We start from the raw sequence: 24,171 nt of genomic DNA, 5'->3' as shown, positions 1-24,171 counted from the left end.
ACAGGAGAACAACGCAATGTCGAAATTCAAGACCTCTCTGCTCGCCCTCGCTTCGGCGGCGGCCATCTTCGGCGCCACCGCGGCCAGCGCCGCTTCGTTCGAAGTGTGGAACGGTTCGGCCTGGGTCAGCACCGGCACCACCAACTTCACCGGCCCGACAACCGCTTCGTACCTCGGTAATCCGGCGCCGTGCGACGCCAACTTCGCCGTCTCGATCAGCGGCGGCGTCGCCACCGTGACCAGCGCGACCTTCACCGGTTCGTCGACCTGCACCGGCATCACCGCCTCCACCCCGTGGGCGATGTCGGCGCCGACGCCGTACACCGGCGCCAATCCGCCGTTCGCCGGCGCGCCGACGCTGACCCCGTCGCTGTACAACGTCTCGATCAGCGGCGTGCGCATCTACCTGCCGCCGCCGCTGAACGTCAACTGCCCGAGCGCGACCGGCACCAGCACCGTCACCGGCGTTCTGGATTCGGCCAACCGCTTCGTGTTCAAGTCGACCCTCGGTCCGTGCGCAGTGCAGACCCGCACCAACGCCGCGCCCAACGCGCTGGTGGCCAACCCCGCGGTGCGCGTGGTTCCCTGACCTGCCCCGGTCAACTCATCCGCGGTAACAGCGGATCGATGCAGCGGCCACTGGCCGACGGTGTCACCGGCTTGCATGCGTGAAAGGTGAGCACCGCCGAACCCCGCTAGACGGCGCGTTGCCTGGAGTTCGCGCGAAAGGATCTCTCGCACAAAGGGACTTGCCGCTGGGGAGGAACCTCCTCCTCCCCAGTTGTTCGCGATCCGCCCGGTTCGACCTCAGCCTGCCTTCCCGCGCGTCGTAGCACGACCAAGTCTGCCGTCGATCCGGCGGCCTTCGCCCTGTGTCGTCAGACCCAGCGGCCCACCCTAATTCTGGAGAATCCACCATGCGCAAGACGTCGCTTCAATACGCCTTGGCCGCGGCAGTGCTGGTCGTCGCACAAGCACCCACGGCGATCGCCGGCACGCCCACCGGCGCGTATGCCATGTTCAAGTATTGCCCGTACACCAATCCCTCGGTCGGCAGTTGCGTGATCAACACCACCAACTCCGGCGTACTCAAGATCGGCGCCACCACCATGCCGATCGACAAGCCGATCGTGCTGCAGGGCGGCATCGAGAGCATCGGCGCCTCGCCGCTGTACGCCGCGGTCGGCGGCCCGACGCTGTCCGCGCCGCCGGCCAAGGTGCCCGGCGGCCTGCTCGGCATCGTCAACCCCGCGCCCAACTGGCCCGGCCCGCTGTGGACCGCGTTCTGGGGCTTCGTCGCCACCTTCAACGACGTCACCGCGACGCTCGAACCGGTGCAGGGCCTGCAGACCAACTTCGGCAATGCGCTGTTTCCGCCGACCGACGGCAGCGATCCGACCGTGGCGCGCTTGGCCGTGCGCGTGCATCTGGAGAACCCCTTCCTCGGCAACAGCTGCTACATCGGTTCGGCGCAGAACCCGGTGGTGATCAAACTGCAGACCGGCACCACCGCGCCGCCGCTGCCGAACCTGCCGATCTCCGGCAGCCCGGGCACGGTCACCACCGTGTGGACCGACGAGCCGAACTTCATCGGCTACCTGCAGATCGACGACACCAGTCTGGTCGACAATTCCTTCGCCGTGCCGGCGGCCAGCGGTTGCGGCAATATTGCGCTGGGCCTGCCGATCATCACTCCGATCCTCGACGCCCTGGTCTCCGGCGCGGTCAACCTCAAGGTCGGTCTGCCGTCGGCCGCCGGCAAGAACACCGCGATCATGACCGGCAACGCGTCGATCGCTTCGTCGGCTTACGTACTGGACAGCGAAAACTGAGTGGAATGGGTGTCGATGCATCGAGTCGGTTTCATTCCGGATGCGCAGCGGTTCGCCAGAACCGCTGCGCAGTCGTAGCGCGATGCGCGGTCGCAGCGTAGCCGCCGCGATCGTGCTGGCCGCGGTCGCCGCGGCCGCCGGCTATTTCGGCGGCCGCGTTCAAGGTGCGCCCGCGGCGGATTCCGCAGCGGGCGATACCGAGACCGCTGCCGCGTCGCCTGAAACCAGAAACGATGCGGGCAATGCCACGCCGACGATCGCCGCCAACCCCGGCGCCGCGCAGAAACTCCCCGCCCCACGCACCCCGTTGAAATACGTATTCGCCGATCTGCAGGCGCGCGCCAACGCCGGCGACGCCGCCGCAGCGATCCGTCTGTACCGCGACCTCAACCTGTGCCGGCGCTACGAGCGCCTGGATCGCGACAACGCCAAACTCTCCGACGAACTGCTCGGTCAGGCCGTCGACCGCATGAGCCCGCAGCAACTGCAGAACTACCGCGCCCAGCTCGATGCGGTGGAATCGCGCGGCCAGACTCTCGGCGGACTGCGCGCGCTGTGCGACGGCGCCAGCGCCGACATGCTCGACAGTCTGGTGCCGAACCTGCAGCGCGCCGCGCAACTGGGCGATGCGTATGCGCGCGCCTGCTACCTCGACCGCGGCCCGAACTACGACCCGGCCAGCCTGCTCGATCATCCGCAACGTCTAAGCGATTACCGGCGCGAGACCCAACAGATGATCGATGCCGGCATCGAAAGCGGCGACTGGCAAGTGGTCAACCTGCTGCGCGGCGCCTACGAGCCCGGCGCGGCGAATCTGTTGTCGGCGGTGGTGGGCAAGCAGGCGTACCAGCGCTATCGCTATCTCAAACTGTTCCGGCTCGGCGCCGGATCCGACCGCTCGATCGCCGATCCGGCGCAGCTCGACCAGGACCTGCGCGCGGCGTCGATGAAACTCACCACGGCGCAGATCACCCAGGCCGACGCCTGGGCCGAACAGACCTTTACCCGCAATTTCCAGGGCAAGCCGATCGGCGCGGACGGACCGCTGTGGGATCCTTGCGTGTTTCCCTACGAATGACCATGCCCACGCTCGAGCGTGGGCCGACCCAGGCCGGCCGGACCTTATGCAGATGAAGCGATCGATCCTGTTGGGCGTGGCCGTGATCGCCGCGGTGACCGGCGCGTATTTCGTCGGCCGCGCGGATGTGAGCCTGCCGCGCGTAGCCGCGCCGATCAACGCGGACAGCGCTGGTGTCGCAGCGCCCGCACCTACGACCGATTTCGACGCGCCACCCAAGGTCATCAAAGGCGGCGTATTACCGACCGCCGGAACGCCGTTGAAAGACACCTTCGCCAAGCTGCAGGCGCGCGCGAATGCCGGCGACGTGGATGCGGCCGGACGGCTGATGCGCGATCTCAACCAATGCACGCATCTGCGCGCCACGCAGTGGAAGAACGCGAACGCGACCGACACCCTCACCCGCAAATCCACCGAAGGCATGAGCGCGGCGCAGCTACGCACCTACCAGATGCTGCTCGACGCGGTGGAACTGCGCCAGCAGGCGCAGCGCGACAGCCAGCAACTGTGCGACGGCGTCAGCGACGCGATGCTCGACAGCCTGGTGCCGAACATCGCCCAGGCCGCCCGCCTGGGCGACGAGCGGGCGCGCGCGTGCTATCTCGAACGCGGCCCGCTGTACGACGCGCGCAGCCTGCTCAAGCATCCCGATTCGATCCGCAACTATCGCGCCGCCGCGACCTCGATGATCGACGCCGGCCTGGCCAAGGGCGACTGGCGCGTCGTCGACCTGCTGCAGAAAGCCTACGAACCGGGCTCGCAAGGCTTGCTCGCCGGCGTGGTCGGCACCGATCCGGCGCAGCACTATCGTTACCTCAAGCTGTATCGCCTCGGCGCGGAACAACACCGCACCGCCCAGCTCGACCAGCAACTGGCCGCGACCGCGGCGAATCTGAGTCCGGCGCAACGCGCCGAGGCCGACGAATGGGCGCGCACGAAGCTGCGCGATTTTCGCGGGCCTTCCACCCAGACCACGCCACCGGGTTGGGACGCCTGCGAGTTTTAAGCATCGCGTCGAAAGCTTGGTGCACCGGATCGCTCGACTCCGGCAAACGACCGGGTTCATCGATGCCATCGGCCGTCGATTTGCGACGAGATGTCGTCGCTCAGCGGGCACTGCGTCTACAAGCGAAAAACGCCGATGGCGCGCGCGCCGACGTCCGTCCAGGATGGGAGACCGGACAGACCGTCCGGCATCCCACATGAAAAAGGAATTCGCCAATGAACAAGTTATCGAGCGCAGCGGCACTGATGGCGCTGTGTTTCTCGGCCGCAGCCGTCGCCGAGGGAGCGAATGAACGAGCCTCTGCGTTTCCCGCATCGTACTGGCACTGCATCTATCAGTCCGACAGCGGCGGCGGCGTATACGAATTTCTGTCGCGATCGCGCTGCGCTCCCATCGTGGATCACAACGTGTACGGGTATCTGACCTTGATCGACGCTTACTACGGTCCGGTGCAGTAAACGAGGCACGATGATTCGATCCACGCCGGCAGGGCGCTCGCTCTGCCGGCAGTCATTCGGCCAGCAACCGAACCACGTGTCGACCTCGCCAGACGGTGCATACGCCGCCTCGCGATCGACGCTTCGGACAACCTCGCGCTACCCCATTCGCCTATTCAGCAAACCTGTAACGCGTTCACTTACGACGCCAATCACAGTTTTCTCGGCGCCGCGGCAAGTGCTGCAACGCACCACCAAAATAACAGTTGACGCACATTGCGCTTCGCGCGCAGCGTACGGGTGCGGCGCAAAAAGCGCGTCCTGCCGACACTCGCAAAGCTTTGGCCGGATGCAGGCGCCGCATGCGTTGATACGCCACATTCGGAACGGTTCGACTCGCAAGCCGGGGAAGGGCTTGTCCGAATTCGCGCTTCTAAATGAACCCCAAAAGGAGATAGGGCAATGCAGAACAATGACGACGTCGTGTCCGGCTGGCTCAACGGTTCCGACAGCATCGACGGCCAGGCCAATCCGGCCGGTTCGCTCTACATCGAAGGTCAGGCCGTAGCCGAAGCGGCGCTCGGCAGCACCGACATGCGCGCCACGCTCGGCGTGTGCGGCACGCTCGGCGGGACCACCTGCAGCTACGGCGGCGGCTGCCTTTGCTGCTGATCGATGGCTGATGGCGCGCGGCCGGGCCTCGCGCCCGGCCGCGTGCTTTCGCCGCATGCTTTCGCCGCGCGCCATCGCCGATGACCGGTCGCGCGACGCGGCCGTTTCCGTCCCACCGCAAGGATCCGCAGTTCCGATGAGCGAAACGGCTTCAACGGATGCGTTCGCCCGCATCATCGATCATTTCGCAGCGCCCACGCGCGCCGCCTTCACCGCCCGGCTCGCGACCTTCTCGAGCCAGCTCGACGCCACGGAAATCGCCTCGATCCAGGCCGCGGGCAACGAAGCGCTGTACACCAACGCCAAGCTCAAGCTCAACCGCGTGCTGCTGCTGGAGCTGCATGCGGCGCGGCGCGCCGGCGAACTGACCGCGGCGGACGATGCCGGCTGTTTCGCCCAGTTCGTCGCGCATTGCCTGACGCCGGCGTTCGCCGAACACCTCGACCGCCGCTATCCGCCACTGCGCGAACGGCTGCAACGCACGCTCGACTTGCAGCGCCGGGCGATCGAAACCATGGTCGAACGCTTCATCGCCGATCGCGACCTGCTGACACCGCTGCTGGGCGCGCCCTGCGGACGGCTCACCGGCGTATCGCTGGGCCAGGGCGACCTGCACGACGGCGGCCAGACCGTCGCCAAGCTGTCGGTGCAGGGCGGCGCGATCATGTACAAGCCGCGCTCGCTGCACGTGGACGCCGTGCTCGACCAATTCCTCGCGCGCGTTTTCGGCGACGACGCCGATCGCGTGCGCGTGCCCGCGGTGATCGATCGCGAACGCTACGGCTGGGCCGCGTTCGCCAAGCATCGCCACTGCGACGGCGACGATGAACTGCGCACTTTCTATCGCGGCCTGGGCCACTGGCTGGCGGTGTTGCGCCTGCTCGGCGGCACCGACATCCACCTGGAAAACCTGATCGCTGTCGGCCCGGTGCCGGTGGTGATCGACGTCGAAAGCCTGTTCGAGATCGTGCCCGAGCCGGTGCCCACGCCCTATGGTCAGGCCTTCGATTTCGCCCAGTCGCTGATCCGCAATTCGGTGCTGCGCACCGGCATCGTGCCGTTCCGCACCCGCGCGCTCGGCTTCGAAGGCGTCGACATGTCCGCCGCCGGCGCCTTGCCGGAGCAGCAGCCTCGCGTGCGCGCGCCGACCATCGTCGACGAAGGCACGACCCAGGCGCGACTGAAAGTCATCGAGGTCGATGTCGACATCGCCCAGAACCACCCCAGTCCGCGTCCGGACGTGTCGCGGTACTGGGACGAGATCAGCGAAGGCTTTCTCGACATCACCGCCCGCCTGCGCCGGCTCGACCAGACCGGCGAACTCGCGCCGCTGCTCGCGCGCTTCCAGGACTGCAAGGTGCGCGACATCCGCCGCACCACCCGCGCCTATGTCGAAGTCGGCCGCATGCTCTGGCATCCGGCCTCGCTGCACAAGGAAGCCGAGGCGATCGAGCGCGCGCGCGACCTGTTCGAGCGCAACGCGATCATGCTGCCCAACGAGCGCTCGAGCGACGCCGACGTGATGGCCGAGATCGACGCGCTGCGCTACGGCGACGTGCCGATCTTCGTCGAGCCGTTGAGCGCCGCGCGCATCGACGGCGTGCTGGCCGACTGGCGCGGCATGCGCACCGACCTGGAGGAACTGACGATCCGCAGCGCGCTGGTCGCCACCGACCTCAATCAACGCATGCGCGATCGCGAAGAAGAGCGCAGCGGCCATCGCTATGTCGCCCGCCATCCGCATCGCGAACGGCTCGAAACGCGCCGGCGCAAGCTCGCGGCCGAGGCGATCGCGCGACTGCTGCGGCTGTCGGTGCGCGGCGACGACGGCTCGACCACCTGGATCACGCCCGAGATCACCCAGGGCGGCTGGCTGGTGCAGCCGGTGCGCGCCGATCTGTATTTCGGGCTCGGCGGCGTCGCCGTGGTGCTCGCCGGCTATCAGCACGAAGTCCAGCACGGTCGCGCCGATCCGGTCGACGGCGTCGAACAGGCGCTGCAAGGCGCGCTGCAAAGCCAGATCGCGATGGAAGCGATCGACGTGCCGGACAAGGTCGGCGGCTTCACCGGTTACGCCTCGCAAGTGTGGACCTGGCTGACCCTGCACGATCTGCTGCGCCGGCCGGAACTGCTGCCGCACGCGATCGCCAGCGCGCAGGCGCTGGAACAACGCGGTTTCGACGACGACGAGCACTTCGACATCATCGACGGCGCCGCCGGCGCGATCGTGCCGTTGCTCGGATTGGCCGAAGCGACCGGCGACGCGCGCTGGACCGCGCTGGCCGCGCGCGCGGCGCAGCGGCTGGAAGCGGGCGCGATCGTCGACGAACGCGGCGCGCGCTGGCCGACCAGTGGATCGCCGCGGCCATCGAACGGCTTTTCCCACGGCGCCACCGGCATCGCCTGGGCGCTGGCACGGCTGGTCCTGGCCGGCGCCGGCGACGCGCCGCAACGCGCGCGCTGGAGTGCGCTGTCCGACGCCGCATTCGCCTTCCAGGAATCGTGCTACGACGAAACCCTCGGCAACTGGGTCGATTCGCGCGAGGTCGACGGCAGCTTCAACTTCCCGACTTGGTGCCACGGCAGCGTCGGCATCGGCCTGAGCGCCTGCGATCTGTACGCGCGCACGCGCAGCCCGCGCCATCTGCGCACCATGCGCCGCGCGGTCGCCACCGTGCGCGATCAATGGGGCACCAGCCACACCCTGTGCCACGGCGATATGTCGCTGCGCGAATTGCTGGTCACCGCGGCCGCGCTGGATCCGGAGCAGTGCGCGACCGATCCCGACGAGGCCACCGCGCAGATCGTTTCCTCGATCGAGGAACATCGCGGCATGGTCGGCGGCCTGACCCGCGCCGCGTTCACCCCGGGCCTGATGACCGGCCTGTCCGGCGCGATCCACGGCCTCAACCGCATGCATCCGCAATCGGGACTGGCCTCGCCGTTGCTGCTGGAACGACGGGTGGCGATGGCCTGAGCCGCGGCCGACGCGACGGCCTCGGTCCGTTGCCGCGGCCTTGCATCGTGCTAGTGTGACTACACCTGTAGTCACAAGAGCCGCGCGCATGAGCGATCGCGAACCACCGTCGGGCCTGCTCCTCGAACGCAGGCGGATCTGCATGGGGCTGGCGCTGCTGCCCTTGGTCGCGGCGACCCGTCACGCCTTCGCCGCCACGGCGACGCCCGCCGCCGACTGGGGCATCGAGCTGAGCCATATCAGCGACACGCTGCGACCCGGCGACGACTTCTTCCAGTACGTCAATCAAGGCTGGATCGACACCGCCACGCGGCCCGCGGGCTATGCGCAGTACGGCGAATTGAACGCGATGTTCCTGCGCACGCAGGCGCGCATCAAGACCATCATCGAATCCGCCGCCGCGCAAGCCGCGGGCGGCGACAAGCTCGCCGATCTGTACACCAGCTACGCCGACGTGGCGGCGATCGACCGCGCCGGCATCGCGCCGATCCGCGCCGACCTCGATGCGATCGCGGCCATCGCCGACCATGCCCAGGTCGCGCAGCGCATGGCCCATCCGCTCTCGCACACCATCGTGGGCTGCTACGTGTTCCTGGATGCCGGCGATACGCGCCGCAGCCTGCTGCATCTGGACCAGCAGACCGCGAACGGCCGCATTGTCGGCCTGCCGAACCCGGGCCACTACGACACCGGCAGCGACCAATACGCCAACCTGCGCGCGGCCTACCTCGACTACATCGCGCAGACCTTCGCCCGCGTCGGCATCGCCGACGGCGCGGCCCGCGCCGCCGCGATCCTGGCGCTGGAGGCGAAGCTCGCCAAAGTCCAATGGAACGCGCAGCAGCTGCGCGACCGCACGTTGAACTACCACCCGATGCCGTTCGCCGAACTGTCGGACTACGCGCCCGGCTTCGACTGGCGGGCGTTCCTCGACGCCAGCGGTTATCCCCCGGTCGATACCGTGGTGCTCAACACCGACACCGCCATCCGCGACAGCGCGGCCATCTTCGCCGCGACCCCGGTGGACACCTGGCGTTCGTACCTGGCCTTCCACTGGGTCCACAACCACGCGCACCTGCTTCCGACCGCGTTCCAGGATGCGAGCTTCCAGTTCTACGGCACCACCCTGGCCGGCCAGAAAACCCGACGCTCGCGCGCGGAGCGCGGCATCCAGTTCGTCAGCCAGAACCTGCCGGAACTGGTCGGCGCCCGCTACGTCGCGCAGTTCTTCAAATCGGCCGACCGCGACGCGGTCGAGGCGATGGCGCCGTTCATGAAGCAGGCGTTCCGCGCGCGCATCGCCAAGGCCGACTGGCTGGACCCGGCGACGCGCGCGACCGCGCTGGCGAAGATCGAGCGGATGGGGCTGCGTCTGGGCTATCCCGACGACCTGCGCGACTACGCCGAAGTCGAGATCCTGCCGAACGATCCGATCGGCAATATCCATCGCCTCAAGGCCGCGCAGATCAAGCTCGATGCGCTGTATCTCAACGATCCAAAAAGACCGTACCGCTGGCATCTGCCGCCGCAGTCGGTCGACGGCAGTTTCAGCCCGCAACTCAACGCGGTGACGTTTCCGGCCGGGCTGCTGCAAGCGCCGGCCTTCAGCGCCAGCGCCGACAGCGCGGTCAACTTCGGCGCGATCGGCGCGGTGCTCGGCCACGAGATGGCGCACGGCTTCGACGATCAGGGCTCGCGCTTCGACGATGCCGGCAATCTGCGCGACTGGTGGTCGCCGCCCGCGCGCGCCGCGTTCGAGGCGAAGACCGAGGTATTGGTAACCCAGTACTCCGCGTATGCGCCGCTGCCCGGCGCGCATCTGGATGGCCGCCGCAGTCTCGGCGAGAACCTCGCCGACCTGGTCGGCGTCACCGTGGCCCTGGACGCGTATCGCCTGTATGCGGCGGCGCACGGCATCGACACCCACGCGCTGCGCGACGGATTCAGCGGCGAACAGCGCTTCTTCCTGGGCTGGGCGCAGTTGTGGCGCTCGCTCGACAGCGACGAATCGCTGCGCGCCGACATCGAGCGCGGCTATCACTCGCCGTCGCGGTATCGGGTCAACGGCGTGGTGCGCAATCTGCAGGCCTGGTACGACGCGTTCGACGTGGACGCCGGGGCGAAACTGTTCGTCGCGCCCGATCGACGCGCCTCGATCTGGTAACCACCTCGGTTCGATGATCGCCGTGGTCCGGACCGACCCGGACCTCCCGAGACCGCCCGCCGGGTCGGCGCCGACGACACCGCGTTCTTACCCATGACACGCGGCTGATTTATCCTTGTCGGCCGCCCTCAAGGAAACACCCACAGTGGATTTGGAAACGATCGGAACGGTCCAGGAGACCGACAGCGTGCAGGACGTCAATCGGTTGCTGGACGAAGGCTGGGTGCTCATCGCCATCGCCACCGGCAAGCACACCGAGGGCGAGCCGTGGATTCGCTACTCGCTGGGCCAGCAGTACGAGGATGAGGACGAAGAAGACGAGGACGAAGAAGAGGAAGAGGAAGGCGAGGACGAATAAGCCTGCACGGGCGTGAGGCGCACGCGGGATCGCCCCGCGTGCGGACGGTAACGCCCGACTTGTTCGATCGTCGACGCGCCAAGCGGATCGACGGCGCGGACTGAAAGCGTCCGGCGATTCGCCATATACAAGCCGCCGCCGGGGCCTGGCCCCGGCGCGCGGTCCGGAACGCGCGCGACATCGCGGCGCGGGCCGCCCGCGGTCGCAACCGATGACGGGCGGATCGAAGACCCGATAATTCAAGCGGATATCGTCGCGCGGAATCGCCTCCGATCGGGGTGCGATGCCGACAGCGCAACTACCAGACGACAGGCGAATATGGCCGTCGATCAGGCCCCGGACCTAACATCTCGCCAATACGGCGCGCGCAGTTCGCGCTTGAGCAACTTGCCGGTGGGATTGCGCGGCAAATGCTCGCGCAGCTCGACCGCGACCACGCGCTGTTGCTTGCCCACGCGCTGATTGAGCCAGGCCTTGATCTGCTCGGCATCGCCGGCGCCGCGCTGCTTGAGCCCGCCATCCTTGAGCACGACCAACGCCAGCGGCGATTCGCCCCAGGTCGGGCTGGGGATGCCGATCACCGCGCATTCGCCGACATCCTCGTGCTCCATCAGCACCGCTTCGATATCGGCCGGATACAGGTTCTGCCCACCGGAGATGATCAGGTCCTTCTTGCGATCGAGAATGTACAGATAGCCCTCGTCGTCGAAGCGTCCGATATCGCCGGTGCGCAGCCACGGCAGCCCATCCGCATCGATCCACATCGCCTCGGCGGTCGCCGCGGGCCGGCGCCAGTACGCGTCCATCGCGAACCGGCTGCGGCCGACGATCTCGCCCGCCTGCCCGGCCGCGACCGCGCGATCGTCCGCGTCGAGAATCGACAACTGCACGCCCGGCAGCGGCTTGCCGACCGAGGCCAGCCGGCCTTGCGCGTCTTCCGGCGCCAAGGCGGTGAGGATGCCTTCGGTGGTGCCGTACACCTCGACCACATCGCAGCGGCAGGTCTCGATCAAGCGCGCCTTGGTCGTCAACGGCAACGACGACCCCACGCTCATCACCATTTGCAGCGAGGAACGATCCGTCGCCGCGAACGCGGGATGATCGAGCAGCCGCTGGTACTGCACCGGCACCATCGCCGTATGCGTGATCCGCTCACGCGCGATCGTCGCCAGGGTGTCGGCCACATCGAAGCCATGGCGCAGCACGACGGTGCCGCCGCTGAGCCAGGTTCCCAGCAAGGCCGCCCAGCTGATGTTCGAATACAGCCCGGTCACGATCAGGCTGCGCGCGCCCGAATGCTGGCGCAGGGCCAGGCCGATGTCGTAGGCCCACAGCAGTCGCGCCTGGTGGCTGTGCACGATGCCCTTCGGCTCGCCGGTGGTGCCGGAGGAATAGATGATGTTGCACAGGTCGGTGCCTGCGGTCGGAACATTCGGCGGCTCGACGCCGGCGCTGCCGAGCCAATCGACGTAGGTTTGCCATCCGGCCGCGCTCGAAACGTCACCGCGCGAACCACCGACCGCGCCGACTTCGATCCGCGCCACGCCCGCCATCGGCTGCAAGCGCGCGGCATGATCGGCGGTCGCGAACACCATCGTCGCGCCCGCGTCGGCGATCATCGCCGCCGCGCTGGCGTCGCTGACCGCGGTATTGAGCGGGACCGCGACGCAGCCGGCCTTCATGATCGCGACGATGAGCTCGGCCATCTCGATGCAGTTCGACATCAGCATCGCGATGCGATCGCCATGGCACGCGCCGCTCGCGATCAGCGCATTGGCGATCCGATTGGTCTGCGCGTCAAGGGTGCGCCAGTCCAGGCTTCGGTCCGGCGCGACGATCGCGGGCTTGGTGCCGAGCCAGCGGCCATGGGTCGCGAAGATCTCGGGCAACAACGGCGCGGGAATGGTGAGCATGACGCGGGAGTCTCCGGGCTGCGAGCTAGCCACGTGATTTTCATGGGCGGGACCTGAGTCCCGAGGCTTTACGATCGGGTTGCGACAAGCTCGGGCGATCGATTCAATCCACCTCGCGCAACAACGCCATGATCGCGGCGACCGCATCGGGCTCCGATAGCGACGGCGCATGCCCGACCTGCGCTACTTCGACCAGACGGGCGGTGGGCGACACCGCCGCCATGCGCCGCGCGGTGCGCGCTTCGAGCACGTCCGACAACTCACCGCGCAGGATCAAGGTCGGCCGCTGCGTGGCGAGCTTGCGGTACAGGCGCCACAGCAACGGCCGCAGCAACCACAGCTTGATCGGGCCCAGGGTGCGGATGATGCGCGGGTCGTAGTTGAGCACCAGCAGCCCGTCGTCGCGCACGCGGAACATGCGGTCGACCATGCCCACCCAATCGGCCCGCGTATAACGCGGATAGGCCGCGGCGCCGATCCGCTCGATATAGGCCGCGGCGTCCTCGCGCGTCATCGGCGGCACCGGGATGCCTGCGTAACGCGCGATCCGGTCCAGCGCGGCCTTCGGCGCTTCCGGCCCGGCGTCGTTGAGCACCGCCGCCACCACCGCGTCGGCGCGCTTGGCGGCGAGGGTCAGGGTCACCCACACGCCGAGCGAGGTGCCCATGAACACCGCGCGCGAGATCGATTGCGAGCGCATCAGTTCGAGGATGTCGAGCGCATAGGTATCGACGCTGTACGTCGCCGGATCGGTGGCGTAATGCGACTTCCCGCGTCCGCGCAGATCCACGGCGATCACCCGCCGTCCGCTAGCCGCCACCGTCGCCGCGATCTCGTTGAAATCGGCTGAATTGCGGGTCAGGCCCGGAATGCAGATCACCGGGCAACGCGCCGATGCCTCGGCGCCGGGCGCGCCCGGGTAATCGCGTGCGTACAGCTGCAATCCGTCCTGGCTGCGCCAGCGCAGCGTATTGAATCGTTCGGCCGACATGGTGGGTGTCAAATCCCCTGCGTGCGATGGGTTCGCGACTGGCGAGTGCTCAGAATTCATAGCGCGCCGACAAGGTCACCGTGCGTGGCGCACCATAGAACCCGGTCACGATGTCCAACGCGGCGACGTTGTAACCGGTGGTTCGATACGACTTGTCGGCCAGGTTGCTGCCTTGCAGGCTCAGCGTCCACGGTTCGTTGATCTGCCAGATCACCCCGGCGTTCCACAGCCCATAGGCGCGCTGCGCGATCAGCGGCGACAACGTGGTCTCCGGATAGATCTTGGTCTGATAGCTGTAGTTGATCCGCCCGCCCAGGCTGCCGCCGCGGGCCAGCGGATAATGCCCATCCAGACTGAGCCCACCCGACCAGCGCGGCGCGTTGGTGAAGCGCTGGCTGTCGGCGATATCGACGCCGCCGCTGAGGTACTCGCTGTACTTGGTGCGCAGATAGGCGAGGTTGCCGCTGAGCGTCCAGTGCTCCGACGGCTTCCACGCGAACTCCTGCTCCAGCCCCTGGATATAGCCCTTTCCGGCGTTGGTGTAGTCGCCGAAGAAACCGGTGCTGCCGCCGGGCAAGGTGTAGGAGGTGAACACCGACAACTGGATATTGGAATAGTCGTTGTGGAACACCGAGGTGTTGATCATCAGGCGATCGTCGAAGAAGGTCATCTTGCTGCCCAGCTCGTAGGACTGGACCTTCTCGTCGTCGATCGGCCGGCACGAACTCGGGATCACCGCGCAGTTGGCGCGGATGTTGTAGCCGCCGGAATGAAACCCGGTGTTGTAGCTGGCGTACAGGTTGATGCGATCGTTCGCGCGCCAAGACAGCGATACCTTCGGCGAGACGTTGCGCGAGGAATTCGAGCCGGTGAAGTTGGCCAGCTCCGCGATCGGCCGCTGGAACTCCGGATCGGCGTAGGCGTAGTTGAGGATCAGCGCGCGCTTGGTTTCGTCGGTGAAGCGCAGGCCGACGTCCAGGCTCCAGTCCGGATCGATGTCCCAGCTGAAATCGGCGTAGGCCGCGACGCTGCGGGTGTCGACCTTGCCGCTGCTGACGGCGAACTGCGACAGGCCCAGCAAGGTGTACGGCGGCGATCCCAGGAACGTGCTGCGGTTGATGCCGCCGGCGGCGCCGTTGAAATAGAACAGCCCGAACACGCCGTGCACGCTGCCGCCGGAATCGAAATTCGCCTGCAGTTCCTGGCTGAACTGGTGATCGCTGTAGCTGCCGCCGGCATCGCCGATCTTCTGCGGCAAGGTGTCGAAATCGATGTTCGAGCGGGTTTCCGAACTGCGGTAAGCGGTGACCGACTTGAAACTCCAATCGGCGTTGGCGATCCACTTCGCGGTCAGCGCGGCGCCTTCGAGTTCGCTGTGATTGACCTGCGGCATGCCGCTGCGGGTGTCGTAATCGCTGTCCAGCGGCCGGTACGACGGATAGAAGCGGTTGGCCTTGAGCATCCTGGCGCCGCGCGGGTTCGAATTGTCGTGCATGCCGTCGATCGCCAGCTCGATGCTGAACTCGTCGGACGGAAAGAAACCCAAGGTCGCGCGCGCGGCATTGGTGTTCTTGTTGCCGTTGCGGCTGTCGTAGGTCAGGTTTTCGCCATAACCGTCGTTGTGCATGCTCGCCGCCGCGACCCGCGCGCGCCACACGCCGTCGTCGCTGGCGCCGCCGAGGCTCGCCTTGATGCCCTGTTCGCCGTGCGTGCCGATGCTGGCCTCGACCGAGCCCTGGGTGGTTTTCGGCAAGGGGTTGGACACGTACTTGATCGCGCCGCCGATGGTGTTCTTGCCGTACAGGCTGCCTTGCGGGCCGCGCAGCACTTCGATCCGGCTGACATCGAACACGTCGAGCAACGCGCCCTGCGGCCGGGCCAGGTAGACATCGTCGAGATACACGCCGACCGCGGGATCGAAGCCCCAGGTCGGATCGGCCTGACCGATGCCGCGGATGTACGCGGTCAAGGTGGTGTTGGAGCCGCGCGCGGCATACACCTGCAACGACGGCACCTTGCCCTGCAGGTCGCCGAGGTTCTGCACGTTCTGTTCGAACAGCGCCGACGCGGTGAACGCGCTGACCGCGATCGGCACGTCCTGCAAGGTTTCCTCGCGTTTGCGCGCGGTCACGGTGACCGATTCGAGCTGGGTCGGTTTCTTCACCGACGCTTCGGTGCTTTGCGCCTGCGCCTGCGCCTGCGCCTGCTCAGGCTCGGCCGCGTCCTGCGCTTGCGCCTGCTGCAGATGCATCAGCATCGCCAGACCGATCGCCGCGCTCAAAATCCCTTGCTTCATTTCGTTCGATCCCCTCGCCCATGGCCGCGCAAGGCGCGGCCGTCATCGGATGCATGCCGCGCCGCGTGCGGCCCGGACGCCGGACCGCGTCCGACCCGAACCGCGCCCCATCGGCGCCGGTGTGTCGCAAGCAACATAGCGGCCATGGGTCGGGTCGGTTCTACGTTTGCAGCACCGCGCATTGACGATGACTGCACTCGATGTGCTGCGTCGCAGCATGCGGCGCGGGCCGGATCGCTCCTAAGATGCCGCTGATCCGATGCGCCCGAGGTGGCCGATGTCCGCAAGCGTTCCTTCCACGCGCGTGGTGTTTTCCGCGAGGAATGCGCCGAGTCCCGCGGTCGCGACGGGCGGCTGGTCGACCGTGTCCTCGCCCGGGTTCGGCAGCGCCGACATCCAGCTGACCCGGCCCGAAGGCCGCATGGGCTGGCTGGCGAGCCAGTCGGTCGGCGCGCTGCAGCTCAATCACATCGCGCTCAGCGGCCTGCACATGCGCCGCACCTCGGTGCATCTGTCCGGGCTGGCGCAGAACTACGTGCTGGCGCTGCCGGCCGCGGGGCGCTCGCGCAATGTCGTCGGCGGCCACGAGGTGCTGCTGGAGCCGCGACGCATTTATCTGATCTCCGCGGCGGTGGTCGGCGACGTGCAGCCCGAAGGCCACTACGAAAGCTTCAACACCCTGATCCCGGTGCACCTGCTGCGCCAGCGCGTGTCCAACCTGCCGACGGTGTTTTCCGCGCCGCTGGACGGCAGCGACCCGCGCGCCGAATTGCTCGGCGTGTACGCGCGCCAGATCGATCGCCTCGCCGGCCAGATCGGCGACAGCGAAGCGCAGGTGCTGACCACCCAGCTATGCGATCTGGTCGCGTTGATGCTGCGCGGCGATACCCGCACCTTCTGCGACGATCGTTCGCTGGCCGCCGCGCACAAGCAGAAGGCGCTGGACTGCATCGAATCGCATTACGCCGACGAAGATCTGTCGGCCGAGACCATCGCCCGGCGCTGCGGCATCTCCGAGGGCTATCTGCATCGGCTGTTCCGCGACAGCAGCCAGTCGGTGATGGAACGCTTGCGCGCGCTGCGCCTGAGCAAGGCGCGCGAGATGTTGACCAGCGCCGCGCTGGCGAATCTGCCGATCTCGGAAATCGCCTACCGCAACGGCTTCCGCTCGCAGTCGAATTTCTGCCGGGTGTTCCGCCAGATCTACGGCGTGTCGCCGACCCAATTGCGCCGTCACTGAGCGCGACCAGCGGCGACGCTTAGCGATACAACATAGCCGCCATGCTCGCGGTCAGCGCCGGCTTGTCCTTACCCTGCACCTCCAGCACATTGCGGGTGACCATCAGCAAGCGATCCGCGCCCTTGGGTTCGACCGAGGCCAGGGTCACCCGCAGCCGCACCGATTCGCCGGCCAGCACCGGCGACTGGAATTTCACTTCGCCCAGGCCGGCGTTGATCGCCCGCGACACGCCCGACGGCATCAGCCCCAGCCGCATCTGCATCGGCGCGAGCAGCGACAGCAACAAGAACCCGTGCGCGATCGGGCCGCCGAACGGGCTTTCCCGACGGCAGCGCTCGACATCGACATGGATCCATTGCCGGTCGCCGGTGGCCGAGGCGAACTGATCGATCGTCGCCTGCTCGACCGTCTGCCAGTCGGTCACGCCGATTTCCTGCGACACGAAATCGGCGACGGTATCCAGGCTATAGCGAGCGGTCATGCCCTCTCCACGGGTTGCGATGGGATTGCGCGGCGAGCCGCCAAACGGCGGCGTTTCGATCGGTTCGTGACGCGGCAGCGAACCCGCACCGGCGTCGCCGCATCATTGCGGACCTGCCGCGCGACTACAAGGCGGTTGCGGGCGTCGCGCGATGCCGCTCGCAATTCGGGTTCGGCGTACGTCAACAACGAGTTCGCCAACGGTAAAACGCAGTGGCCCGCAAGCGGCTACAACACCGTTATTCGAGCGCTCGTCTCCCTGCGCACCGCAGGCAGCGGCAATCGCGAACATCGCCGGCCTCGCCGATGATCGGCCCACGACGTCCGCACGCTCCACCCCGCCGTACCCACCAGGAGACAGTGGCATGTACGAGTTGCGCAAGTCGCTACGCCGTCGCCTCATCCTCGCGCTGGCCGCGCTGATGCTGGCCGTCGCGATCCCGAGTCCCTCCTACGCCGCCGGTTATTTCAACGGCGCCTACGTCAGCGTGTTCGGCGCGCGCGACTACCATGGCTATGTACCGACGAGTTACCGGCCGGGCGTGGCGATGCCGCTGCTGGTCGCGCTGCACGGCTGCACCGAGAACGACGTCGGCTTCGAACTGCTGTCGGGCTGGGCGCGCGTGGCCGAGCAACGCGGCTTCATCGTGGTGTTTCCCGACCAGAACAATTTCGCCAACCCGGCCGGCTGCTGGAACTGGTTCCTGAGCAGCAACCGTCATCGCGGCATGGGCGAACCGGCGCTGATCGCCGGCATCACCAACAAGGTGCGCTCGCAGTACAGCGTGGATGCGAAGCGCATCTACGTCACCGGCGTGTCCGCGGGCGGCGTCATGGCCAACATCATGGCCATCACCTATCCGGACGTGTATGCGGCCACCAGCATCCTGGCCGGCTGTGAATACGATTGCGACATCCTGCAACAGCAATCGGGAGCGGCTGCGGGAAACAAGGCGATCGCGGAAATGGGCAGCCGCCGTCGCGCGGTGCCCGCGATCATCTTCCAGGGCACGGCCGATATCGTGGTTCCACCGGCCACGGCCGATCGCATCGCCGCGCAATGGGCGACGATCGATGGCATCGATGCGGTCGCCGACGAGGTCGAATACGGTCAGGTTCCCGGTGGTCGTTCGTATACGCGCACGACCTATCGCGACGCCGCGGGTCAATCACTGATCGAGCAATACATGATCGACGGCGCGGGCCATGCCTATCCCGGCGGCTGCGCGTGCAGCCTGTACGGCGATACCTCCGGCCCCGATGCCAGCAACCTGACCTGGGATTTCTTTCTCGCCCATCCCAAGCCCTGACCGCCGCGTCGCATCGATTCGATCGAATCCGATGCGGCCGCCGCGCGCCGCATCGGATATCGACGTGCTCAGCGGCCCGGATCGGCCAGCGTCAACACCGACGGCAGGTCGCTGTCGGGATGCGCCCTGAGCAGTTGATAGGCGATGCCGCCCAGCCCCGACATCAGGCCCGGCACGAAGGTATCGCGCAATACGCCGCAGGTCGGGCCGTGATCCTCCAGGCTGGTCAGGATCGACGCCAGCAGATGCTCGCCACTGAGCCCTTGCGGCGCTTCGCCGAGCGCGATCGCGTGATCGAGCAATTCCCACGCACCCAGATCGCCATGGCACAGGCCGTGATTCGCGCCGAACCCCATGCGCCAGGTCGCCGCCGCCGCGCGCCGCACCAGCAGGCGCGTGGCGGAATCGCTCAACCGCGGATCGAGATCGACGTGAGCCAGGCCGATGCCGACCGAGCCGTGGCACCACGCCGCGGTCGAACGCGCTTCTTCGAAGTCGCGCAGATCCAGCCAGTTGTCTTCATCGTGATCGAACAACGAATCCTCGAACGCGAACGCCGCTTGCGCCAGCGCCTGATAACTCGACCGGCCGGAAGCGCGAGCGAGCCTGCTCAAGGCCCAGCCGATACCGGTGGCACCGTGGGCGAAGCCGCCCATGCCGTCGGGCCAGCGCGTCTCGGCCCAGCATGCGGCGCCGCCGCGATACTGGGCGCGTTCGGCCAGCAGATCGCCGAGTTCGCACGCCATCGTCAGATACGCCGACTCGCCGCTCGCGGTGGCCAGTGCGAGCAAGGGCGCGATCGCGCCGGCCACGCCGTCGATCAGATCGTTGCTGCGCTCGGCGGCCGCGGCGGCCGGAATGCGATCGGCCAGCGCGCGCGCGCGTTGCACGCCCTGACCGCCGTCGCGACCCCAATGCGCCAGCACGAGATGGGTCCATATCTGCGAACCCAGGCCGATGTAAGCGCCGATCGATCGCGGCCGCAGCTTGAGCGCGCGGCTTTCGGCGACGCGGCGTTTGTCCTCGGCGAGATCGAGCGTATGCAACGTCGCCGCCAACAGCTCGTCGACGCCGTCGACCGGATCGGCGCGGCCGGCCTGCATCTCGCGCGAGTAGGCCGCCGCAAGCAACGCGATGCCGCACACGCCGCCGTACAAGTCCTGCTCGATCGGTTGGATCGACGAACCGGTCGGACTCACGCTCGGCGCGATCCAGGCGACGCTGCCGTCGCGGCCGCGAATCGCCGCATCCAGTAAGCGGCGCATGATCGCGGCCGCCTGCGCGCGCCGGCGCGAGTCGATATCGCCGTCGCGCACCTGCTGCGGCCGCAGCGATTGCTCGCTCGGCACCCAGCCATCGTTGAGGTAGGCGCTGACCAGCGCGGCCTGGATGATGCTTCGTTCCAGCGGCAGGTCGGAGCTGCGCCATTGCTGCAGGGCGTGATCGACCAGATCGCAAGGCGCAAGCCAGAACGTGCCTCGTGGACCGGCCAGACGGCCGTCGCGCGCGAGCGTGCTGAAGAACGGCACGTCGCCGTCGAGCAGATCGTCGATCTCGGCGTCGATCACCGCCGGATCGGCCGGCGCGATCGAGTTATTGCGCGCCATCTTCGCCAGCACATCGTGGGCGCGCCGTCGCGCGGTGGCATCGTCGTGCAGCGAAACCGGATGCCACAGCATCCGGCCGATTTCGGCGTAGACCTCGGTCGCGCGCGTGACCACGCGCACTTCGCAATCGGCAAAACGCTGTAGACGTTGCCGCAACGCGCCGCTGTCGTCGAGCCGTTGCAGATGCGCGGTCATGCCGTCGAAGGCATCGAGCACATCGGGCCAGAACCTCGCCAGCGCCGGTTGCGCGCAGGGATGGTTCTGGGCCACGCCGGCCTCGAACATCGCCATGCCGATATGCGCCCGGTCGGTGCCGGCCTGGAGAATATGCGGCAGCGGCATCATCGGCTGCTGCCCCGGCAGCATGCCGATGCCGGAGTTGTCGACCCCACGCCAACCCAGCCCCTGGCCGCGTCCGGGCAGCAGGCCGATGGTCAGCACGCTGCGACCCAGCAGGCCCGCGGCCTGATCGTAGGCCTCGCCGAAACCCGACGGATGCGGCGCGATGCGCGGGGTGAACAAGGTTTCGCAATCCACCACCACCGGGCTCGGCCCTGTGGCGATCAGGTTCTCGGCGTGCAGATCGCTGCCGCCGAGCGCGCGCATGATCGCCAGCCAGTGACCGATGCCGCGATAGAACGCGCCGAGTTCGACCTCGTCGGCGGCGTAACGGTGGGCGACGAATTCGGCCCAGCCATGCTCGCCGCCCTCGATGACGCGCGGCACGCGGATGCTCGATTCGATAGCGGCGTCGGCGCTGAGTTCGCCGACGAACGCATGCAAGGCGCCGTCGATCGCGACCGAACGCGGCTTGTACACCAGCCGGCCGCCGTCGCAACGCAACAGCGCGACCGACAGCCCGCCGCGATGGCTGTCGCCGGCGCCGAAACTCAGTTGCCGCAGTTCGCCCGGCGCCTGACCGCACAACGGCGCCAGCATTTCTTTGTCGGCGCCCCAATGGCGGGCGAAATCCAGCGACGCCGCGCAGCGATTCGCGACGATCCGGCCGATGCGCAGCGGCAAGGACGGGTAATGCGGTGCGAGTTCGTCCCAGAACGAGCGCTGCGAGGACAGCTCGCGGAACTGCGCCCAGCGCAGCGCGGCATCGCTGCCGTCGAGGCGGCCGGTGACGCGCGCGGCGTTGAGTTCGAGCACCAGCACACGGGCGAGCTTGCCGTGCAGGAAGGTCAGCAGCGATTCGCGCGTCGCGGCGAGCACCGCCTCGGATTCGCCCGCGCCCAGGCCGTCAATCGCCGCAAGCTCGGCGCGCAAATCATCGAGCGCCGGTTCGACCAGGCAATGCAGCGAGGCCTCGAAATTTTCCTCGATCGCGGCGACGGTCACGCGCGATCGGCCGCGATGGCTGGCGGGAAACGCAACCGCGCAACCGGGCTCACGTCATCGCGACGGCGACGCCCGCCGCGCGCATGCTGCATTGCATCCATGGCATCGCCCTTGCGGCCGTAGCGAATCGGTAAGAAGTCGGGTCGTTGCCAAACCCGGGGATGCGCGACCGGCGCGCGGGCGCGGCCGATAAACCAGGCCGCCGACGCCGCTTGCGAGAGTCGGCGGACGGCCTGGCGCACATCGAGTGTCGCGTGGATCAGGCGCAGCAGTTAATGCGCATCGAACCGGTACAAAGCGAACACCCGGTGATGGCCGGAGCCACTTCACCGATGATGTCCGACTCTACGTACTCGCCTCCGATGAACAGAGGGCCCGCCGGGTTGTTGCTTTCAGCATCGGTGCGCCACTGGGCGACCAGGGCCGCGCCTTCGGAAACATCGCTCATCACCTACTCCTTGGTTGCGTCGACTGCGGTTGAAGTGCAGGAAAGACGTCTCGCGTCCATGCGTTGTTGCAGCGACTCCAGGCACGGAACGCGAGCGCACACGCTAGAGGCACGCTTGAGCGGTGTCAATCGGGATCGATTGCGGTATCGGCGTGTGAGATCGCGGGGCGATGAGTTTTTGCGCGGGTCGAAAAGGATCCTCGGATGGGAAACGCATACAGGCCCGGATTCGGACGCTGCGACAGCTTGCGCCCGGTCAACTAAAGGTGACCGCATCGACGCTTTTCCGCGGAAGACATCGCGAATCAAACACGTCGGGCGCGTCGCCACGGCGACGCCTGCTCTGTTGCGATGCACAAGCGTCTGTAGAACTCGATCGTGCGACGTCGGATCGATGCGACGCTCAAGCGCAAAGTGCGACTCGCGAGAGTTGGCTCATCGCCTCATGCGGCGCCACTGCGCGTGTCGATGTCGATAGCATTGGCGTGGCGCATGCCGAGGGAAGTATCGACGGGAAGATCGGCCCGACCATTTCGTCCGATGCTCGCTGCGCAATCCGGACGGTTGCCCGGTGTCCGATACGCCGCTTCGCTCACCTCGCCGACCGGCATGCGCAGCTCCACTCCGTTCGGTCCGCCGCGTTCGACCGATCGGCCGACTCGCCGGTTGTCGCCGTCATCGATCGAAATCGTCCCGCTACAATTCAGGCATGAATCCGCAGCCCGACCCCCAGTCGCATCCTTCGTTCACGACGCGCGGCGATGCAAGCGAAGTATTCCGGATCTTTCTTCGCCTGGGCCTGACCTCCTTCGGCGGGCCGATCGCGCACTTGGGCTACTTCCGCGAGGAGTTCGTCTCGCGTCGCGGCTGGTTCAGCGATGCCTCGTTCGCGCAGTTGCTGTCGCTATGCCAGTTTCTTCCCGGGCCGGCCAGCAGCCAGATGGGCGTGGCCATCGGCCTGTTTCGCGCCGGATGGTGGGGCGCGGCGGCGGCGTTCATCGCCTTCACCGCGCCGTCGATGCTGTTGATGTTCTGCCTCGCCGTGTATGCGCCGCGCCTGCTCGGTCATGCCGCCGGCGCGGTGGTGGTGCATGGGCTCAAGCTCGTGGCCGTGGTCGTGGTCGCGCATGGCCTGATCGGCATGGCGCGTACCCTGACGCCCGATCTGCGGCGCGTGGCGATCGCGGCCGCTGCGTGCGCGCTGGTGCTGCTGCTCGGCGGCGCCGGCTGGCAGTTGCTGGCGATCGCGGCCGGCGGCGCGCTCGGCGCGTGGTTGTGTCCGGCCGTCGCCACCGGCGCGATCGCATCCTTTCCGGTTGCCTACGGTCGCCGGACCGCGGCGATCTGCGCGCTGCTGTTTTTGGCCGGACTGGCCGGCTCATTGCTGCTACCGGCCGGGTCGCCCTCGTTGGGCGGGCTGGCGAGCGCGTTCTATCGATCCGGCGCGCTGGTGTTCGGCGGCGGACACGTCGTACTGCCCTTGCTCGAAAGCGAATTGGTCGCCACCGGATGGATGAGCGCCGATACGTTCCTGACCGGTTACGGCGCCGCGCAGGCGATGCCAGGGCCGATGTTTTCATTGGCCGCTTACCTGGGCGCCAGCGTCGACGCGGGCGCGGCGCCGCTGGCAAGCGCCATGCTCGCGCTGTTCTGCCTGTTTCTCCCGGGTTTCCTGCTGCTGTTCGCGACGCTGCCGGTATGGGCCGCGATAGCGCGGCGTCGCCTCGCCGCTCGGGCATTGGCCGGCGTCAACGCCGCCGTGGTCGGTCTGCTCGCCGCCGCGTTCTACGACCCGGTGTGGCGCGAGGGCGTGAACAGCCCGAGCGATATAGTCATCGTGGCGATCGGGCTGTGCATGCTGGCGATCTTCCGGTTGCCGGCGCTGTGGGCCGTGGCCTGGTGCGTGGGCTCCGCATCGGCCTGGGCATGGCTGAGCGGCGCGATCCAGTGAGGCGGGATGAAGCCGCACACGACGGCATCGTCCCGCCTCAAAGCGAATTATCCGGGCTTCGCGCCAC

19 protein-coding genes are annotated in these 24,171 nt (G+C 67.5%); 12 read left to right on the top strand and 7 right to left on the bottom strand.

All coding sequences use genetic code 11. The annotated features are described in order from the left end of the window. Window positions 1–16: 16 nt before the first annotated feature. The 9 genes from AC3A4T_RS04020 to AC3A4T_RS03980 all read left to right on the top strand — a co-directional run bounded on the left by AC3A4T_RS04020 (window position 17) and on the right by AC3A4T_RS03980 (window position 10,524). Window positions 17–589 (top strand): hypothetical protein, encoded by a 573-nt coding sequence (locus tag AC3A4T_RS04020; protein ID WP_056115694.1) that lies wholly within the window; start codon window positions 17–19, stop codon window positions 587–589. Window positions 590–917: 328 nt separating this feature from the next. Then, a complete protein-coding gene (locus AC3A4T_RS04015) occupies window positions 918–1,832 on the top strand; it encodes a hypothetical protein (protein ID WP_487674212.1) in 915 nt (304 codons plus the stop codon). Between the two features lie 82 nt (window positions 1,833–1,914). Beyond that, entirely contained in the window at window positions 1,915–2,910 is a 996-nt protein-coding gene (locus tag AC3A4T_RS04010) for a hypothetical protein (RefSeq protein WP_487674211.1), read from the top strand. A gap of 52 nt (window positions 2,911–2,962) precedes the next feature. Continuing rightward, window positions 2,963–3,916 carry a hypothetical protein gene (locus tag AC3A4T_RS04005; protein ID WP_487674210.1) on the top strand — a complete coding sequence of 318 codons (954 nt, stop codon included), beginning with the start codon at window positions 2,963–2,965 and terminating at the stop codon, window positions 3,914–3,916. Window positions 3,917–4,131: 215 nt separating this feature from the next. Then, window positions 4,132–4,374: a hypothetical protein gene (locus AC3A4T_RS04000; protein ID WP_487674209.1), complete on the top strand. Its 243-nt coding sequence runs from the start codon at window positions 4,132–4,134 to the stop codon at window positions 4,372–4,374. Window positions 4,375–4,815: 441 nt separating this feature from the next. Beyond that, complete coding sequence (locus AC3A4T_RS03995; protein WP_487674208.1) at window positions 4,816–5,025, top strand: DUF6229 family protein; 210 nt, start codon at window positions 4,816–4,818, stop codon at window positions 5,023–5,025. Between the two features lie 136 nt (window positions 5,026–5,161). Then, window positions 5,162–8,002, top strand: a complete 2,841-nt coding sequence (locus AC3A4T_RS03990) for a type 2 lanthipeptide synthetase LanM family protein (protein ID WP_487674207.1) — start codon at window positions 5,162–5,164, stop codon at window positions 8,000–8,002. 88 nt (window positions 8,003–8,090) lie between these two features. Next, window positions 8,091–10,166 carry a M13 family metallopeptidase gene (locus AC3A4T_RS03985; protein ID WP_487674206.1) on the top strand — a complete coding sequence of 692 codons (2,076 nt, stop codon included), beginning with the start codon at window positions 8,091–8,093 and terminating at the stop codon, window positions 10,164–10,166. Between the two features lie 145 nt (window positions 10,167–10,311). After that, window positions 10,312–10,524: a hypothetical protein gene (locus AC3A4T_RS03980; protein ID WP_056115669.1), complete on the top strand. Its 213-nt coding sequence runs from the start codon at window positions 10,312–10,314 to the stop codon at window positions 10,522–10,524. Window positions 10,525–10,853: 329 nt separating this feature from the next. Here AC3A4T_RS03980 and AC3A4T_RS03975 read toward each other — a convergent pair whose 3' ends face one another. The 3 genes from AC3A4T_RS03975 to AC3A4T_RS03965 form a co-directional block, all read right to left on the bottom strand. Next, window positions 10,854–12,437 carry a class I adenylate-forming enzyme family protein gene (locus AC3A4T_RS03975; protein ID WP_487674205.1) on the bottom strand — a complete coding sequence of 528 codons (1,584 nt, stop codon included), beginning with the start codon at window positions 12,435–12,437 and terminating at the stop codon, window positions 10,854–10,856. Between the two features lie 103 nt (window positions 12,438–12,540). Next, entirely contained in the window at window positions 12,541–13,428 is an 888-nt protein-coding gene (locus AC3A4T_RS03970; RefSeq protein ID WP_487674204.1) for an alpha/beta fold hydrolase, read from the bottom strand. Window positions 13,429–13,477: 49 nt separating this feature from the next. After that, window positions 13,478–15,724, bottom strand: coding sequence for a TonB-dependent receptor (locus tag AC3A4T_RS03965; RefSeq protein WP_487674203.1), 2,247 nt, complete (start codon window positions 15,722–15,724; stop codon window positions 13,478–13,480). Between the two features lie 277 nt (window positions 15,725–16,001). Here AC3A4T_RS03965 and AC3A4T_RS03960 point away from each other — a divergent pair, with 277 nt between their 5' ends. Then, a complete protein-coding gene (locus AC3A4T_RS03960; RefSeq protein ID WP_487674202.1) occupies window positions 16,002–16,964 on the top strand; it encodes an AraC family transcriptional regulator in 963 nt (320 codons plus the stop codon). A 19-nt stretch (window positions 16,965–16,983) separates the two neighbouring features. Here AC3A4T_RS03960 and AC3A4T_RS03955 read toward each other — a convergent pair whose 3' ends face one another. After that, entirely contained in the window at window positions 16,984–17,445 is a 462-nt protein-coding gene (locus AC3A4T_RS03955) for a MaoC family dehydratase (RefSeq protein ID WP_487674201.1), read from the bottom strand. 364 nt (window positions 17,446–17,809) lie between these two features. Here AC3A4T_RS03955 and AC3A4T_RS03950 point away from each other — a divergent pair, with 364 nt between their 5' ends. Continuing rightward, window positions 17,810–18,754 (top strand): extracellular catalytic domain type 1 short-chain-length polyhydroxyalkanoate depolymerase, encoded by a 945-nt coding sequence (locus AC3A4T_RS03950; RefSeq protein ID WP_487674200.1) that lies wholly within the window; start codon window positions 17,810–17,812, stop codon window positions 18,752–18,754. 68 nt (window positions 18,755–18,822) lie between these two features. Here AC3A4T_RS03950 and AC3A4T_RS03945 read toward each other — a convergent pair whose 3' ends face one another. From AC3A4T_RS03945 to AC3A4T_RS03935, 3 genes are all read right to left on the bottom strand, one after another. Continuing rightward, a complete protein-coding gene (locus tag AC3A4T_RS03945; protein ID WP_487674199.1) occupies window positions 18,823–21,705 on the bottom strand; it encodes a type 2 lanthipeptide synthetase LanM family protein in 2,883 nt (960 codons plus the stop codon). A 259-nt stretch (window positions 21,706–21,964) separates the two neighbouring features. Then, window positions 21,965–22,153 carry a DUF6229 family protein gene (locus tag AC3A4T_RS03940; RefSeq protein ID WP_036102482.1) on the bottom strand — a complete coding sequence of 63 codons (189 nt, stop codon included), beginning with the start codon at window positions 22,151–22,153 and terminating at the stop codon, window positions 21,965–21,967. Window positions 22,154–22,596: 443 nt separating this feature from the next. Beyond that, window positions 22,597–22,764, bottom strand: a complete 168-nt coding sequence (locus tag AC3A4T_RS03935; RefSeq protein ID WP_487674198.1) for a hypothetical protein — start codon at window positions 22,762–22,764, stop codon at window positions 22,597–22,599. 98 nt (window positions 22,765–22,862) lie between these two features. Between AC3A4T_RS03935 and chrA the strand changes: the two genes are divergently transcribed. Beyond that, window positions 22,863–24,104, top strand: a complete 1,242-nt coding sequence (gene chrA / locus AC3A4T_RS03930; RefSeq protein ID WP_487674197.1) for a chromate efflux transporter — start codon at window positions 22,863–22,865, stop codon at window positions 24,102–24,104. Window positions 24,105–24,171 lie beyond the last annotated feature (67 nt).

This window comes from Lysobacter sp. Soil_N_51 (genome assembly GCF_057655755.1).
This window is presented reverse-complemented; position numbering and strand designations above follow the sequence as displayed.

What these genes read in the sequence shown, in the direction of transcription:
- AC3A4T_RS03965 (WP_487674203.1), bottom strand. Translation starts at nt 15,724, where the DNA reads ATGAAGCAAGGGATTTTGAGCGCGGCGATCGGTCTGGCGATGCTGATG.
- AC3A4T_RS04015 (WP_487674212.1), top strand. Translation starts at nt 918, where the DNA reads ATGCGCAAGACGTCGCTTCAATACGCCTTGGCCGCGGCAGTGCTGGTC.
- AC3A4T_RS04005 (WP_487674210.1), top strand. Translation starts at nt 2,963, where the DNA reads ATGAAGCGATCGATCCTGTTGGGCGTGGCCGTGATCGCCGCGGTGACC.
- AC3A4T_RS03990 (WP_487674207.1), top strand. Translation starts at nt 5,162, where the DNA reads ATGAGCGAAACGGCTTCAACGGATGCGTTCGCCCGCATCATCGATCAT.
- AC3A4T_RS03935 (WP_487674198.1), bottom strand. Translation starts at nt 22,764, where the DNA reads ATGCCGGTCGGCGAGGTGAGCGAAGCGGCGTATCGGACACCGGGCAAC.
- AC3A4T_RS04000 (WP_487674209.1), top strand. Translation starts at nt 4,132, where the DNA reads ATGAACAAGTTATCGAGCGCAGCGGCACTGATGGCGCTGTGTTTCTCG.
- AC3A4T_RS03960 (WP_487674202.1), top strand. Translation starts at nt 16,002, where the DNA reads ATGTCCGCAAGCGTTCCTTCCACGCGCGTGGTGTTTTCCGCGAGGAAT.
- AC3A4T_RS03985 (WP_487674206.1), top strand. Translation starts at nt 8,091, where the DNA reads ATGAGCGATCGCGAACCACCGTCGGGCCTGCTCCTCGAACGCAGGCGG.
- AC3A4T_RS03950 (WP_487674200.1), top strand. Translation starts at nt 17,810, where the DNA reads ATGTACGAGTTGCGCAAGTCGCTACGCCGTCGCCTCATCCTCGCGCTG.
- chrA (WP_487674197.1), top strand. Translation starts at nt 22,863, where the DNA reads ATGAATCCGCAGCCCGACCCCCAGTCGCATCCTTCGTTCACGACGCGC.
- AC3A4T_RS04020 (WP_056115694.1), top strand. Translation starts at nt 17, where the DNA reads ATGTCGAAATTCAAGACCTCTCTGCTCGCCCTCGCTTCGGCGGCGGCC.
- AC3A4T_RS04010 (WP_487674211.1), top strand. Translation starts at nt 1,915, where the DNA reads ATGCGCGGTCGCAGCGTAGCCGCCGCGATCGTGCTGGCCGCGGTCGCC.
- AC3A4T_RS03970 (WP_487674204.1), bottom strand. Translation starts at nt 13,428, where the DNA reads ATGTCGGCCGAACGATTCAATACGCTGCGCTGGCGCAGCCAGGACGGA.
- AC3A4T_RS03940 (WP_036102482.1), bottom strand. Translation starts at nt 22,153, where the DNA reads ATGAGCGATGTTTCCGAAGGCGCGGCCCTGGTCGCCCAGTGGCGCACC.
- AC3A4T_RS03995 (WP_487674208.1), top strand. Translation starts at nt 4,816, where the DNA reads ATGCAGAACAATGACGACGTCGTGTCCGGCTGGCTCAACGGTTCCGAC.
- AC3A4T_RS03955 (WP_487674201.1), bottom strand. Translation starts at nt 17,445, where the DNA reads ATGACCGCTCGCTATAGCCTGGATACCGTCGCCGATTTCGTGTCGCAG.
- AC3A4T_RS03975 (WP_487674205.1), bottom strand. Translation starts at nt 12,437, where the DNA reads ATGCTCACCATTCCCGCGCCGTTGTTGCCCGAGATCTTCGCGACCCAT.